The 15,251-nt window shown below is 69.4% G+C and carries 13 protein-coding genes; 12 read left to right on the top strand and 1 reads right to left on the bottom strand.

Features of this window, described 5'->3' with window-relative positions:
• Nucleotides 1-21 precede the first annotated feature (21 nt).
• The 10 genes from HZS55_RS07440 (at nt 22) to HZS55_RS07485 (ending at nt 10,825) form a co-directional block, all read left to right on the top strand.
• On the top strand, nt 22-402 hold the full coding sequence (locus tag HZS55_RS07440; protein WP_179911067.1) for a cupin domain-containing protein: 381 nt from the start codon (nt 22-24) through the stop codon (nt 400-402).
• Between the two features lie 329 nt (nt 403-731).
• Entirely contained in the window at nt 732-1,985 is a 1,254-nt protein-coding gene (locus HZS55_RS07445; protein ID WP_179911068.1) for a hypothetical protein, read from the top strand.
• A 395-nt stretch (nt 1,986-2,380) separates the two neighbouring features.
• Entirely contained in the window at nt 2,381-3,739 is a 1,359-nt protein-coding gene (locus HZS55_RS07450; protein WP_179911069.1) for an MFS transporter, read from the top strand.
• An 84-nt stretch (nt 3,740-3,823) separates the two neighbouring features.
• A complete protein-coding gene (locus HZS55_RS07455) occupies nt 3,824-4,471 on the top strand; it encodes a hypothetical protein (protein WP_179911070.1) in 648 nt (215 codons plus the stop codon).
• A 102-nt stretch (nt 4,472-4,573) separates the two neighbouring features.
• The gene (locus tag HZS55_RS07460; protein ID WP_179911071.1) at nt 4,574-4,996 is read left to right on the top strand and encodes a DUF2267 domain-containing protein; all 423 of its coding nucleotides are present in this window, start codon (nt 4,574-4,576) and stop codon (nt 4,994-4,996) included.
• Nucleotides 4,997-5,082: 86 nt separating this feature from the next.
• The gene (locus HZS55_RS07465) at nt 5,083-5,379 is read left to right on the top strand and encodes a DUF7562 family protein (protein ID WP_179911072.1); all 297 of its coding nucleotides are present in this window, start codon (nt 5,083-5,085) and stop codon (nt 5,377-5,379) included.
• Nucleotides 5,380-5,651: 272 nt separating this feature from the next.
• Nucleotides 5,652-6,968 carry an RNB domain-containing ribonuclease gene (locus tag HZS55_RS07470; RefSeq protein ID WP_179911073.1) on the top strand — a complete coding sequence of 439 codons (1,317 nt, stop codon included), beginning with the start codon at nt 5,652-5,654 and terminating at the stop codon, nt 6,966-6,968.
• A gap of 107 nt (nt 6,969-7,075) precedes the next feature.
• Nucleotides 7,076-9,091, top strand: coding sequence for a serine hydrolase domain-containing protein (locus tag HZS55_RS07475; protein WP_179911074.1), 2,016 nt, complete (start codon nt 7,076-7,078; stop codon nt 9,089-9,091).
• A 298-nt stretch (nt 9,092-9,389) separates the two neighbouring features.
• Nucleotides 9,390-9,620: a hypothetical protein gene (locus tag HZS55_RS07480; protein ID WP_179911075.1), complete on the top strand. Its 231-nt coding sequence runs from the start codon at nt 9,390-9,392 to the stop codon at nt 9,618-9,620.
• 224 nt (nt 9,621-9,844) lie between these two features.
• Nucleotides 9,845-10,825 (top strand): phytoene/squalene synthase family protein, encoded by a 981-nt coding sequence (locus HZS55_RS07485; protein WP_179911076.1) that lies wholly within the window; start codon nt 9,845-9,847, stop codon nt 10,823-10,825.
• Between the two features lie 139 nt (nt 10,826-10,964).
• Here the strand turns inward: HZS55_RS07485 and HZS55_RS07490 are convergent, their stop codons facing one another.
• Entirely contained in the window at nt 10,965-11,555 is a 591-nt protein-coding gene (locus HZS55_RS07490; protein ID WP_179911077.1) for a 50S ribosomal protein L15e, read from the bottom strand.
• A 281-nt stretch (nt 11,556-11,836) separates the two neighbouring features.
• Between HZS55_RS07490 and HZS55_RS07495 the strand changes: the two genes are divergently transcribed.
• Complete coding sequence (locus tag HZS55_RS07495; RefSeq protein WP_179911078.1) at nt 11,837-12,907, top strand: TrmB family transcriptional regulator; 1,071 nt, start codon at nt 11,837-11,839, stop codon at nt 12,905-12,907.
• Between the two features lie 395 nt (nt 12,908-13,302).
• Complete coding sequence (locus tag HZS55_RS07500) at nt 13,303-15,222, top strand: glycoside hydrolase family 5 protein (protein WP_179911079.1); 1,920 nt, start codon at nt 13,303-13,305, stop codon at nt 15,220-15,222.
• Nucleotides 15,223-15,251: the final 29 nt, after the last annotated feature.

Below are 15,251 nucleotides of genomic sequence, written 5' to 3' on the forward strand. Positions count from 1 at the left end.
CGCCCACGGTCTAGCCGAGCCATGGACGTTACCAGCTTGCAGTCCGCCGACACCGAGGAGACGGACCATCCGGTACAGGTCGGGACGCCGCTCCTCTCGGAGGGAGTCGAGAGCGCCTTCGACGGAGTCTCGGTCGACGCCGCCGAAGTGACCTTCCGCCCGGGCGAGCGCACCAAGTTCCACGCCCACGCCGGGGTGCAGATCCTCTACGTCACCGAGGGCACGGGGACGATCGGCAACCGCGAGGAGGAACGCGAGGTTTCGGAAGGCGACCTGGTCGTCTTCGAGCCCGGCGAGGAGCACTGGCACGGGGCGAGCGAGGACGCCGACTCGGCGTTCAGCCACGTCTACTTCCTCGCCGAGCCCGAGGACGGCGAACTGGCGATCCAGGAAGCCCCCTGAGCGGTCCACCGCGCTCGGCGCGCCGCGACGGACTCGGTGTTCCGTGCAGGAGTGGCAACGACAACGGCCGTACCCGACGATACCGCGGGGTACAGCCCCGCGACGTTCGTCGCCCCCTCGCCGCTCCGAAGCGGATTTTATATCGCGGTATGTGATTTATGTCGTCTCCCGTCGAGCACTGGTGGCAGTCCATCCGCTCGCCGAGTGTGGTGTCGATCGGCCGTGAGCGGGCTGAAACGGCCCGACCGACGCGGATCGCGGTCGACTGACCCGGGACGAGCGGCCGCGCGACACCATCCTTTTTGTGCGAGCTCGTCAGTCGGGGAACCATGGCGACGGCGACCGAGGACCTGACGGAGCCGCACGTGCTCGCCCGGGCCAAGCGGCGGCTGTTCCCCGAGGACGGCGCCGAGGCCTACGCGGTCGTCGACACGCAGTTCGCCCGGGAGCGGTGGGTCGACCGCGCGACGATCGACGAGGCGGTCCGCGAGGCGCTGGCGCCGTTCAACCACGTTCGGGTCGGGTCGGGCTACCCCGACCTGGTGGGCGTACGGCCGCTCGACGACGACCTGCTGGCGGTCGACCGCTTGGGCGGCGAGCCGCCGCTGATCGCCGTCGAGGCGAAGGGGTACGCGGGCGGCGGCGTCGACACCGAGCGCGGCATCGTCCAGGCCCGGGACCGCCTCGGCGAGGCCAACGTCGCGTTTCTGGCCGCACCGAGCGCGGCGATCTCCCAGACCGACCGCTCGCTGGCGAGAGAGTGCAACGTCGGCGTGCTCGCGGTCGACGGGGACGGCGACGTTCGAGCCCTCGAACGGCCCCGCGTGGTCGGCAACCGCACCGCCGACGCGGCGACGAGCATCCGCTTCCAGGCCAGCGCACAGGGCGTCGCCGGCAAGAGCTTCGGCCTCAACCACCCGAAGAACTACCTCGCCTACCCGCTGGCGGTCGCCCACGACCGCGACACCGAGACGGTGCTCGCCGAGCGAGTCGTCGGGGCGACCGACGCGGCCCGCGCGGGCGCCGCGTTCCTGAACCTCGTCGCCGTCGAACCCGACCGGACGACGCTGACGGCGCTCGGCAAGGAGGTCGTCCGCTTCGGGCTCGCGGAGTGCGGCAGCGTCGACGCCGCACTCGACGCCTTCGAGGCCTGGAAGCGCTCCCGAAAGCGCTTCTGCGAGGTCGCGCCGAAGTGGGGCCAGCTCGCCCGCCGTGTCGTCTACGCCTATCCGGCGACCGAGTTGCTCGTGACCGAACTCCAGTCGCTCCACGACGACGGCGAGCGCGACCCCACGCTCCGCGAGTTCGTCGAGTACCTGCACGAACTGCACCCGACGTTCACCGTCGAGTTGTTCCTCCGCGGTGACGAGGGCGTTCGCGGCCGCGCGCTGACCGACGACGGCGACCTCCGGAGCGAGGTCCTGGCCGACGGCGACGCCTACCACTCGCCGACCGTCTTCCAGCTGAAGGCGATGCTGTACCACGCCGGAATCGTCTCCGAACGCGGCAGCGAACCCCATCGGCTCGACCCCCGCGAGGACCGCTGGGCGCTGCGCCACGACGTGAGTCCCGTCCGCGAGTGAGTGCGCGGTCGACCGCCTCGGGACCGTGGCGCGTTCGCAACATCGTCTCACACCGCCGTCAGTTCTAAGTGCGGCCTCGGGATAGGTTCGGCCGAAGCGTTCTATGACCCGCCGGATCGTCGGTCGTCCGGTGTTCGACCCGCGCTCGCCGCCCGCGGCACGAGCGGCCCGATAGCTGCAGCACTCGGGTTCGCGTCGCTCCGCTACGTTCCGTAGCCGCAGTCGCTCGGTCGAACACACACGCACATGCCGACATCTGCCGAGTCCCCTAGCCGGGGCTCGTTCACGCACGCATCGTATCGACGACAGTCGCATCGCTCGCGGTCGCCCCGACCGCTCGAACCTCCAGACGCGCCGCTCGACTCCGCCGCTCCGCCCGCTGGAGGTGGTCACCGATGACCACTGCTACCGAGACGGTCGAGTCCGACGACGCGGTAGGCAGTGAAGACACGACCGCCGCCCAGCCGTCGCTCTGGCGAAACCGCGACTTCCGCCGCTTTTTCGCCGGACAGTTCGTGACCAACGCCGGGGACAGCCTCTACAGCGTCGCGGTGGTGTGGCTCGTCTTCGAACTCAGCGGCTCGACGGTCCTCACTGGGATCGCCAACGCCGTGTTGTTGCTCCCGTGGCTCCTGCAGATCCTCGCCGGGCCGGTCGTCGACCGGCTCCCGCTACGACCCGTCCTCGTCGGGTCCCAACTGCTCCAGGGCGTCGTCGTCCTCGCGCTGCCGCTCGCGGCGGCGACCGGGAATCTGAGCGTCGGCATCATCTTCGCGGTCGTCCCGCTTCTGACGCTCGCGACGCTGCTGATGGCGCCGATGCAGGCGACGGTCGTCCCGCGGATCGTCCCCGACGAGCAGCTTTCGAACGCGAACTCCGCGCTGGCCACGGTCACGCTCGGCCTGGACATGATCTTCGACGCGCTCGGCGGCGCCGTCATCGCCGTCTTCGGCGCGACGGCGCTGTTCATCTTCGACGCGGGGACGTTCGTCCTCGCCGCCCTGCTGTTCGCCGGAGTCGCGGTGTCGCGGTCGGCCGGCGGCGACTCCGTCCGGGAAACGGGCGGGGACGACCCCGACGCCAACGGCGAGTCGATCCTCGGCGCGTACGTCGCGGACCTGCGCGACGGGATCGAGGTGCTGCGCGGCACCGTCTTCGTCGAACTCGTGGTGACGACGGCGGTGGCGAACCTCGCGACGGGCGTGACGCTCGCGGTCCTGCCGGCCTACGGCGACGCGCTCGGCGGCCCCGCCGTCTACGGAGCCTTGCTCGGCGCGCTCGGCGTCGGTCGGCTGGTCGGCTCGCTGCTCGCGCCGTACCTGGAGGGCGTCCCGTACGGCCGACTGCTGCTCGTCGGCAACGCCGCCGGCGCCGTCTGCTGGCTCGGCGCGGTCGCCGCGCCGTCGCCCGCGCTCACCGTCGTCCTCTTCGGGCTCGCGTGGATCCCTGCGGGCGCCAGCGGCGTGCTCACGGCGACGCTCAACCAGACCGTCTTCCCGACTGACCTGCTCGGCCGCGTCTCGACGATCAAGGGGACCGCTTCCGGCGCGACGCTCCCCCTCGGATCGCTGGTCGGCGGCGTCGTCGCCGAACTGCTGGGAACGGCGACGACGGTCGGGCTGGCGGCGTTCGGGTTCGGGTTCACGGCGCTGTACCTGCTGGCTCGCCCGCGACTCCGGCGACTCCCGGCGGTCGCCGACGCCGACCCGGCCGCCTTCGGCGTGACGGTCGCGTCGGAGTCCGGGAGGGAGTGACGCCTGTACCCTGTCGCCGCCCCCCTCTCGCCCGTCGTGACGGACAAAGCACTTACTTCGGCCACCGCTCACCCGTAGACGAGCATGCGCCCAGCCCACGCGGTCGCCCTCTGTGTCGTCGTCACGCTCGCCGGCTGCGCGACGTTCGGGGGACCGGCGACCGACACCGGCACCGAGACGCCGCCGGCCGAGTCCGCGACTCCCGCGGCCGGTCCGACCGCGGGACCGACGACCGCGGGGACGGAGACGCCGGTCCCGCTCGACCTCCCGGAGGGTATCGACCGTGACGAGGTGACGCCGGCGTGGGGGCTCTCGGAGGGCGACCGGGAGAGCTTCGAGGCCGCCCGCGGGGCCGACGAGTGGGTCGAACTGGAGTCCAGCGGAGCCGCCGAGACGTTCAACGACCTCCGATACGTGTACGCTGACGGCCGAGTCTGGGAGGTCTGGTACACGTACGGGACGCCCGCGTATCTGGTCGACACCGGGAACGTGTCGGCCGACGAGCGCGTCGTCGCCTACGGGACCCTCTCGACGGAGCAACAGCGGCTGTTCGACCGGGTCCGCACGGGCTCCGGGTGTTGCCCGGGACCGGACCAGGAGGGCGTGGAGCTGCCGGCTACCGTCCGGTACGACGACGAGACCTACCTCGTCGAGTCGGGCACGCGGAGCTTCGCGCACGGCGCCATCGACGTCGACCCCTACGAGCCCCGGCGGACGGTCACCGAGGAGTGAGCCGACCCCCGTCGCCTCGCGGGCGCGACCGGCGGCGGACCGGATCCCGGCGCTTGCCGGTCCCGCGCTTTTGAGCCCGCTCGACGTATCTCGAACGGAACCATGAACTTCGACGAGTTCACCGGGACGGTCCAGCACCGACTCGAACTACCCGGGACGGGGGAGGCCGTCCGCGCGACCCGCGCGACGCTGACGACGCTCGGCGAGCGGATCCAGGCGGGGGAGGCGACCGACCTCGCGGGCCCGCTCCCGATGGAGGTCGACTTCTATCTGACCGGCGCCGTCGCCGAGCACGGCCAGCGCTTCGACTGGAACGAGTTCCTCGACCGCGTCGCCGAGCGGGAGGGCCAGACGGCGCCCGACGACCGGGCCGACGTGGCCCACCACGCCCGGACGGTCGTCGCCGTGGCCGCCGAGGCGATACCGGCGGGACAGCTCGACCAGGTCCGCGACCAGTTGCCCGCCGACGAGGGGTGGGGGAACCTGTTCGAACTGGTCGAGGCCGACGGCGCGCAGGCGGAGTGAGCGCCGGCGGGCGACCCTCGGCCGACTTAACGCGGCCTCAGTGATCAGCGGTAAGCGCTAAGTGGGCGTCGTCCGAAGCCGGCAGTATGTGGCGTTCTTCCCGACGGGGCCGCGACGAGGTGACCTGTATCGCCTGCGGCGACTCGGTCGCCCGTTCGGAAGCCCGGGAGTACGACAAGTTCGGCGACCGCTGGGAGCGGGCGGGCAAGGAGTTCGAGCACCTCTGCAAGCCCTGCGACCGCGAGCGCTGTCACCAGCCCCGCGGGAACCTCGAAGCCCTCCTCGAAGACGTGGAGACGGCCGCCGACGGTCGCGACCGCGACGCCTTCCTCGCCACCTACCTCGAACTCGCCGAGCGAGCCGACTCCGTCGAGGAGCGGTAGCCGCTCCCGGACGCCGCTCGCTACTTCGAGGGCTCGTTTCGCTCTCGCCACGCGGCTCACGGCGCTTCGCGCCGAAAGACTCGCTCCGCTCGTCTCTCGAGCCCTGTCTCACTCCGTTCGACAGGACGCCGTTCGCATCGAGGTCTCCCTGCGGTCGACCTCGCACTGCTCGCGGTTCCCTCCGGTCACCGCTCGCTGTTTCGAGGCTCTCACTGCGTTCGAGCCTCGCCTACCACAGAAAGCCTATCTGTACCCTGGTCATAGCCCGCTACATGACTACCGAAGACGAGCAGGCCCAGGCCGGCACGGTCGAGGGCCAGGGCCCCGTCGAGATCGACGAGGAGATGGCCCGCCATCTCGAGAACAAGCGCGAGGAGCTGTTCGAGAAGTTCGAGATCCGCGACGAGTTCCCCGCGGAAGTGATGCGCGAGGCCGAACAACGCACAGAGGGCGTCCAGGCGGAGATCGAGGAGGAAGTCGACGAACGGCGCGACCTGCGGGACATGACGACCTGGACGACCGACCCGATCGACGCCCAGGACTTCGACGACGCCATCTCCGTCGAGAAACGGGACGACGAGTACGTCCTCTGGGTCCACATCGCCGACGTGACCCACTACGTCAACCCCGACACCGCGATGTGGGAGGAGGCCGTCGAGCGGGGCAACACCGTCTATCTCCCCGACTACACCATCCACATGCTGCCGCCGATCCTCGCCGAAACCGTGTGCTCGCTGGTCCCCAACGAGGACCGGCTGGCCCACACCGTCGAGATGCACCTCGACCCCGAGACCCTCTCCTACGAGGACATCGACATCTACAAATCGGTCATCGAGTCGGACGCGCGGCTCACCTACTCCGAGGCCGAGGAGATCCTCGACGACCCCGCGAGCGCCGACGACCTGCTCGAAGACACCGAGGTAGACCTGGCCGAGAAGACCGAACTCGTCTGGGAGCTGGCCGACCGGATGCACGAGCAGCGCAAGGAGGACGGGTCGCTCGTGCTCAACCCGGCCCGCGACCGCGCCCACACCATCATCGAGGAGTGCATGCTCAAGGCCAACAAGGCCGTCACGCACGAACTCATGTGGGACCGCGGGGTCGAAGCGATGTACCGCGTCCACCCCCAGCCCTCCCCCGACGAGTGGGACGAGGCGCTCCGGGAGATCCAGGATCTGGACGGCGTGTCGATCCCCGGCGACAAGTGGGACGACCCGCGCAAGGCCGTCAACGCGACGCTCGAAGAGGCCCCCGGTCGCCAGCTGAACAAGATCCAGCGGGCCGTGATGTTCGTGATGCCCCGCGCGAAGTACATGAGCGACCCCTTCGGCGGCCACCACGCGCTGAACTTCGAGATCTACGGCCACTTCACCTCGCCCATCCGACGGCTGTCGGACCTGATCAACCACTGGATCGTCGCCACCAACGACGTGCCCGAGGACCTCCAGGCGCTGTGCAAGCACGCCTCCGACCAGCAGAAGGACGGCGAGCAGTGCGAACGCGAGTACAAGCAGTTCCTCGAAGAGGTCGGTCTCGACGCCCACGCCGTCAACAACCGCGGCATCGAAGTGATCGACGAGGAGGAGTAGCGCGGAGGGTGCGGTCCCGTCCAGTCGTCGCCGACATCCCCTCGATTCACGAACAGAAATTTCCTGCGCCAAACCTATTTCCCCCGACCGACTGAACCGTCGTCCCGATGACACAGTCGCCCACGCGACGCGGGTTCCTCGCCGGGGTCGCCGCGACCGCAGCGGCCACCGGGTCGGCGGCGGCGGCCCCCTCCGACGACGGTCCGCCCGCCGTCGACCCGTCCGGCCCCGGGCGTCCAGCCGCCCTGCAGGACGACGGCGGGGACACCGGTATCGAATCGCTGCTCGACGACCTCGTCGAGTCGAGCCTGGAGGGCCGGACGGCCTCGGGCGCGACCGTCGCCGTCGTCGCCGACGGCGAGGTGGCGCTCACGAAGGGCTACGGGGTCGCCGACCGCGAGAGCGAGCGGCCCGTCGACGCCTCCACGCCGTTCCGCGTCGGGTCGGTCTCGAAACCCGTCGTCGCGACGGCGCTGATGGCTCGGATCCGGCGGGGGGATATCGACCTCGACGAACCCGTCGCGACGTACCTCGGCGCCGGGCTGGACGAGGCGGTCGGCTCGGCCACGCTCGCCGACCTCGTGACCCATCGCGCGGGATACGAGATGTCCAACGAGGGGCTGTGGATCACCGACCCCGACGACCTGCGGCCGCTCCCCGAGGCGCTCCGGCGGTGGCGTCACGCTCGCGTCCGGCCGCCCGGTGAGGCGCCCGCCTACTCGAACTACGGCTACGCCGTCGCCGGGGGCGTCCTCGGAGCGGTCGCCGACGCGCCCTTTCACGAGGCGGTCGCCGCCGACCTGCTCGACCCGGTCGGGATGACCGCGAGTAGCTTCCGCCAGCCGCTCCCCGAGTCGCTGGCCGAGTCCCACGCGACGGGGTACGGGCCCGGCAGCGTCTACGCCGACGGGGAGTTCCCCTACCTCGGCCTCGGTCCCGCGGGCGCGCTGTCGACGACGGCCGAGGACATGGCCCGGTTCGTGCAACTGCACCTGAACGACGGCGTCGTCGACGGCGAACAGGTCCTCCCCCCGGAGACCGTCGCGGCCTGCCAGCGCCAGTGGGCGACCGCTCACGAGCGGCTGCCGGGGATGGCGTTCGGGTTCGTCGAGAGCGACTACGGCGACGTGCGGACGCTCCGGCACGACGGCGGGACGCCGTCGTTCTACAGCCACCTCCTGCTGGTCCCCGAGCGCGGCCTCGGGCTGTTCATCGCGTACAACGGCGCCGACGGCGGTGCCGCGGCCGGTGACGTGCTGGAGGGGTTCCGCTCGGAGTTGCTCCCCGACCCGGAGTCGGACTCGGATCCGGAGTCGAACTCGGGCGCCGATGGAGGGACGCTCTCGTCCGACGGCCGGCCGACGCGGGCCGACGACCTCGGCGGCACCTACCGCTCGCTGCGTCGGTCGTGGGCCTGGCACGACCGGGTCACGACGACGCTGCAGGCCGGCACCGTCGAGGTGAGCGTCGCCGACGACGGCGCGCTGGTCACGACGGGCGGGAGCGTGACGCGCCGGTGGGTCGAGGTCGAGCCGCTGGTCTTCGAACGCGTCGACGGGAGCGAACGGTTGGCCTTCGACACGGGGGCCGACGGCGAGACCATCGAGTACCTCCACCGCGGCGCGAACCCGACGACGGCGTACGGCCGCGTCGAGGGAGCCGACCGGCTCTCGCTGCACGCCGCGCTGACCGTCGTCTCCCTGCTCGGCCTGCTCTCGGCGGTGTTCGGGTGGCCGGCGGCCACCGCCGTCGGGTGGTACCGGTCCGGGGACGACGCCGCGGCGGACTCGCGGCGGTGGACCGACCGGCCGGCGGCGCTCGCGCGTACGGTCGCCGCCGGGGCCGCGGTCGCCGTCCTCGCCTTCCCGGTCGCGGCGCTCGTCCACCTCGCCGCGGCGCCGTTCGCCGTCCTGTCGGCGCCCCCGCTGACGTTCGCGGCCCTGTTCGCCCTGCCGATACTGGGACTGGCCGGGACCCTGGCAGCCGTCGGGTTCGCCGTCCGCTCGTGGACCGACGGCTACTGGGGGCCGATCGGCCGGGTCCACTACGCGCTGGTCGCCGCGTCGCTGGCCGTCGCCTGCTGGCTGCTGTGGTACTGGAACCTGCTCGTCCCGCCGCTGTGACGGCGGTTCCGCCGGCTCTCCCGGTTCCGGCCGTCGGTCCGACTGACTCCCGGTCGAACCGGTCGCCGGCCCGCCCGAGTCCGCCCGACTCGTGCCCGAACTCTTAGACACGCCGAGAAGCGTCGAACGGAGCGTATCGGGTAGCAACGTGCGCCGTCCGACCTTCGATAGATACAAAAAATAATATACGAATATTCGAAGGAGGTTAAACGACTGTTCGAAGTGCGTTCGGAGAAATGATCTGGCATAACATTTTAGTGGGGATCGCCCGTACGTGTAACTGAGAGGTGATGAACCGATGTCGACCAGAGACAGGGCTCGACGCACACGGGAACACAGCGCAGCAGGCGGCCGGTTCTCCCGCTACGACCTCCTGCTACTGGTGATACCTGCGGCGTTCCTGCTGGCGCTCGTGGGATCGATCGTGTCGCCGCTCCCCGCGAGGGTGTTCGTGGCGGGGGCGTCCGTGGTCGGCGCGCTCGCCGTCGCGGACGGGCTGTTCGTCAATCCGCCCAAGCGCGGTCGCTGACCGGCGCGGACGCTCGCGGTCGAACCGTCACCAGTAACCGTCCCGCAGACACCGGCTACGGGGCGGTTCGCCGGACGCGGCGGTGACTCCCCAACCAGTTGGGGTAGTTGCTTATTTAATCTCTCTCGAACATATAGATACGAACGGTCGGCCGGCGCTCTGACCTGTGGTGGTCCCCGCGACTCCGAGCGGGCTCTCTACGACCGGCGACCCCTCATCAAACAATGCCAGCGAGCGACCAAGTCGATACGAGCAAGCAGATCCACAGGCGGACGGGGCGGACGTTCTACGCCGCCACGAAGCTCCTACCCGAGCGGGTCCGGGAGACGACGTACGTCCTCTACGCGTTCTTCCGGATCGCCGACGAGGTAGTGGACCGAACGGATGACCCCGACCCCCAGACCCAGCGGCGTCGGCTCGAAGCGATGCGAGCGGCCGCGCTGGGCGAGCCCGACCCGGGCGTCGACCTGACCGAAGACGAGCGAGCGGTCCTCGACGCGTTCCGGTCGCTGGCCGACCGGACGGGCATCGACGACAGCGAGATCGAGGTGTTCGTCGACGCGATGCTTCAGGACATCGAGACGGCCCGCTACCCCGCCTACGAGGACCTGGAGGGGTACATGCGCGGCTCGTCGGTCGCGGTCGCGAACATGATGATGGCCGCCATGGAGATGCCCGCGGAGGACCGCGAACAGGCCCGACCGCACGCCGAGGCCCTCGCCGAGGCGTTCCAGCTGACGAACTTCCTGCGGGACGTGCGCGAGGACATCCGCGACTACGGACGGGTGTACGTGCCGGGGGAGACTCTGGCGCGGTTCGACGTCGAGGAGTCCGACCTCGCCGAGGCGAACGTCACCGACGGGTTCGTCGCCGCGATGCGTCACGAACTGCAGCGGACCGAACGCCGCTACCGCGAGGGGGTCGCCGGCATCCGCATGCTCCCCGAGGACTGCCAGTTCGGCGTGCTCCTGGCGGCGGTGTTCTACGCGGAACACCACCGGCTCATCCGCGCTCGCGACTACGACGTGCTGACCGAGACGCCCGAGCTCGGCCGGCTCCGACGGGGGTACCTGCTCGTCCGGACCTGGATCCACTGGCGGCGCCACCGCGACCCCGAGGCCACGTTCTACGCGGTCAGCGCCGTCTCGCCCGGCGGCGAGGGCGACGGCGTCGAGACCGACGGCGTCACGAGCCACGTCGCCTGAGGCGTCCGCGGTCGGTTCGGTCGCTCGTGATTCTCCCGTCTCCCGGTGTCCGGACAGCGGCGGCTCCGCGGACAGCGCTCGCTCCGCCGATAGCGGCCGCTCCGGGTCGAAGCGACGCGAAAAGTGCGGTTCGCCGGGTCTACCGGCCGCGGTTCTCGTTGCTGGAGAGACTCGGCCGCGTGCGTTCGGAGCCCTTGCCGCGGTTGTTCAGGCCGCGGTTGCGGCGGCCGGCGCTGGTCAGCCCGCGCAGCGCGCGGTCGGTGTGCTGGTCCTCGCAGATCCACGAGAGGTCGTCGTCGTTCTCGATGGCGGGGTGTTCGGGGTCGACGAGGATCACTTCGAACCACTTCTGGCTGCCGTCCTGACCGACGGAGTAGGAGTTGAGCACGCGGAGGTTCGGGTAGACGCGGGTGGTGCGCTCCTCGGCGACGCGCTGGAGGTTCTTGCGGCGGGTGATCCGCGTGACGCCCTGGCGCTTCGACCGGCGACCGGCCGTGAAGCGCTGCTTGCGGGCACCGCCCTTGCGGATGGACGCACGGACGACCACGACGCCCTGCTTGGCCTTGTAGCCCAGCGAGCGCGCGCGGTCGAGACGGGTCGGGCGCTCGATGCGTTCGAGCGCGCCCTCCTCGCGCCAGTCCTGTTTTCGCTGCCACTGCAACTCCGCCAGCTTGCCGTCGTCCGGGTCCTTCCAGGCGTCCCGGATGTACGTGTAGAAGCTCTTTGCCATGGGTGTTCACCGCCGGGCGTTGCGTGGTTCAAGAGCGAGGCCCGCAGGGCCTCGACCGAGGCGGCGAAGCCGCCGAGGTGCGGGTGACTCGACACTCACATCCCGACCTGCACAGGCAGGCGCCCGCTGGTGCCCGACCGCCCAGCGAGTTACCCGCCAGTTACCCGTTCGCACCCTTAAGGGATCCGAACTCCCGACGACGCGACCGCTTCGCGTGTCACTCCACCGATGCTTGTCATGCGAATATTATTATATTGGTGTATTATATTCCGTTAAACACGATGGAACGGGACGAGATTCTGGGGGGACTGGAGGACGCGGGGTTGACCTCCTATCAGGCCGACGCGTATCTGACGCTGCTGGACATGGGGGTATCGCCGGCCGTGGACGTGGCCCGGAACTGCTCGGTCCCGGTACCGCGTATCTACGACGTGCTGACTGAGTTAGAGCAGATGGCGTGCGTGGAGACGCTCGACCGGGAGACGCTGCACGCTCGCGCGCGCGAGCCCGCGGAATTCGTTCAGGACCTCCACGAGAAGAGCGACCGGCTCTCGGCGGTCGCCGAGGAGATCGAGGACCGCTGGGAGGCGTCGCCGCTGGGGGACAACAAGATGAACGTGACCAAGCGGGTCGACACGGTCGTCGACCACGTCGAGGGGCTGATCCGCGAGGCGGACTCGACGGTCGATCTGGCGCTGACAGACGAGCAGCTCGTCGCCTACGAGAGCGCGCTGACCGAGGCGATCGAGTCAGACGTGGTGGTGCGCGCGTCGGTCGTCCCGTCGGGGGAGGTGGGGATCGCGGACCACCCCGTCAGCGATGTCGTGACGGAGATCCGCGAGCGGCCGCTCCCCGGGCCGTTCTGCGCGCTCGTCGACCGGACGAAGGCCTGTCTCGCGCCGACCACGCGCATGCCCGAACCGTACGGCGTCGTGATCAACGACGACATCATCCCGTTTATCTTCCGATGGTACTTCCAGACCTGTCTCTGGGCGAACTGGGAGACGGTCTCGCGGTGTCGCGAGCGGCCGCCGGTGTACGTCTGCCTGGAGGAGTTCATCCGGGACGCCTACCCGCTGTGGTGGGACGACGCCGTCGTCTCCGTGACGGTCCGCGGGATGGAGCCCGACTCCGGACGCGACCGGGTGGTGTCGGGCGTCCTCACCGATATCCGGTACTCCGCGCCGTCCGCACGCACCGGGCGTCGTCCCACGTTGACCGACCTCTCCGGCCGGGCGACGATCGTCCTCTGGACCCCCGAAGGGCGGTGCACGGTCGGCGGCTGGGGCGCGCTCCAGGAAGACCTCGAAGTCAAGCGCGTCACCGTGGACGGCGTCGAGTGGCTCGGCTGACCGACCGTCCACCGCCTCGGCCGCTCGTCCGGTCCACAAAACATCATTCAATTGTGTAATGCCATAATATAGTAATCGGGTGTAAAATACTTGTATTAACTGCTGTATAAACGATAGTGAAGTGGAGAGAACGTGCGGGACCGCCCCGTCTCGACGCCGAAACCTCGTTCGTCCGTTCGAGTCAAATCCGATATCTGTTCGAATACTTACTACGACTTGACTGTTTTCTTATATAGTTGTGCGATCCGTCTAATCGCTCGAATATGGGGTACTGGAGCGCTATAAAACGTTATTTTGAATTCGAGTAATTCATTATATCTCGGGCTAGAAAAACGTTTTATACCGGTCGTTCGATGTACGGTTCACACACCGCACGGTGTGTATCGGAGGTCGAAATGACAAACAAGAAGCAACCCCCTGACGGGGGACGAGAGGCATCGCAATCCAACGGTTCGAGCGTGGACGAGGGGGGACCGTCCCGCCGCACCTTCCTGAAGGGGACGGCTGCGGCCGGCGCGGTCGCGCTCGGTGTCGGCGCCGGCGCCGTCGGATCGGTGTCAGCGGGGATCCCGACCCCTCAGCTGCATCGCGACGGAAATCTGATCAAGGACCCGGACGGCAACGTCGTGACGCTTCGAGGGGTCAACATCGCCGACCCCAAGCGGATCAACGTCACCGCCCCGGCCCGTGGGAAAGACGCCGTGCAGGTGATCGACATGCTCACCGACGCGAGCAACGGCTGGTACCCGCGGATGATCCGCGTCCCGGTCCAGCCCGTCGACATCGGCGAGTACGAGCCCGGCTCGGGCCCGCCGGTTCCGGCGTTCACCGAGGGCCAGCTGGAGAGCTACCTCACGAACCACCTCGACGAGGTCGTCCAGCGCTGCGCCGAGCGGGGCGTCTACTGCATCATCGACTACCACCGCCACCGCGACGTGCAGTGGGCCGAGGGCCAGGACGGCCCGGTCAACGCCGAACTCCAGGACGAGGTCGACATGTTCTGGGATATCGTCGCGCCGCGGTACGCCGAGGACTCGCACGTCCTCTACGAGGTGTACAACGAACCGACCGAGCCCGGGATGTGGGAGGACCCCACTACCACGCAGTGGGTCGCCGACATCTGGGACCTCTGGCTGGAGATGGCCCAGCCGTGGGTCGACACCATCCGGAGCCACGCCGACAACATGATCCTGATGGGGTCGCCCTCCTGGACCCAGAGCCCCGAGGGCGCGCTCGTCGAGGAGTTCGACGGCGAGGACATCGCCTACACCTACCACATCTATCCGGGGCACAACTCCAGCAGACAACAGAACTGGGAGGACGCCTCGATCAACGGCGAGGGCGTCGAGGGCGTCTACGAGCAGGCGCCGCTGTTCGTCACCGAGTTCGGCTGGGAGGAGGGCGGCGGCCAGTACATCGGCGGGACCGACGAGTTCGGGACGGCCTTCCACGACTTCCTCGAGCAGAGCCCGGCCATCCACTGGACGGCGTGGTGCGCCGACCCCGTCTGGCGCCCGGTCATGTTCGAGCGCCCGTTCGCCGACAACGCCGACGACTCCGTCGGCGACCCGTACAACGGTACGGTCCCCGAAGCCTGCTCGGACCTGCCGTGTGAGTGGTCGCTGACCACCGGCAGCGGCGCCATGGGCGACGACATCAAGAGCTGGCTCGAACAGTACCGCAACGACGGTATCCCCGGCGAGGGCACCGTGACGCCGCCGACGGACACGCCCACCCCGACGGACGAGCCGAACACGCCGACCGACGAACCGGAGACGCCGACCGACGAGCCGGACACCCCGACGGACGAACCGGACACCCCGACCGACGAGCCGGACACCCCGACCGACGAGCCGGACACCCCGACGGACACGCCGGCTGCGGACGCGATGGTCGTCGACAATTACGACGGCAGTCCCGGCTGGTCGTCCCATCGTAACGATCTGGGCGAGTGGTGCGGCGCCGGGTCGTTCGAGAACGGCGGCGGCGAAGAGATGGACGGCGCGCTCGTGCTGGAGTACGACAACGGCGGCTGGTTCCAGGAGCAGATCAACGAGGACGTGTCGGACTACTCGACGCTGGTCTTCGAGATCAGCGGCGCGGACGGCGGCGAGGAGTCCGAGGTGCTGTTCGACATGGGCGGGGTGCGGACGCTGCTCGCCAACGTCACCGACGACACCATCGGCACCAGCATGGGGACGGTGCGCGTCGACCTGGCGGCGGCGGGCGTCGACCGCTCGTCGCCCTCGGTCCGATTCAACTTCTGGCAAGGGGGAGCCAGCACGCTCGAACTCTCCGAGATCCGACTCGAATAGCCCGATAACCGAACCCACACCTCACGACA

The organism is Halosimplex rubrum (genome assembly GCF_013415885.1).
GTDB lineage: Archaea > Halobacteriota > Halobacteria > Halobacteriales > Haloarculaceae > Halosimplex > Halosimplex rubrum.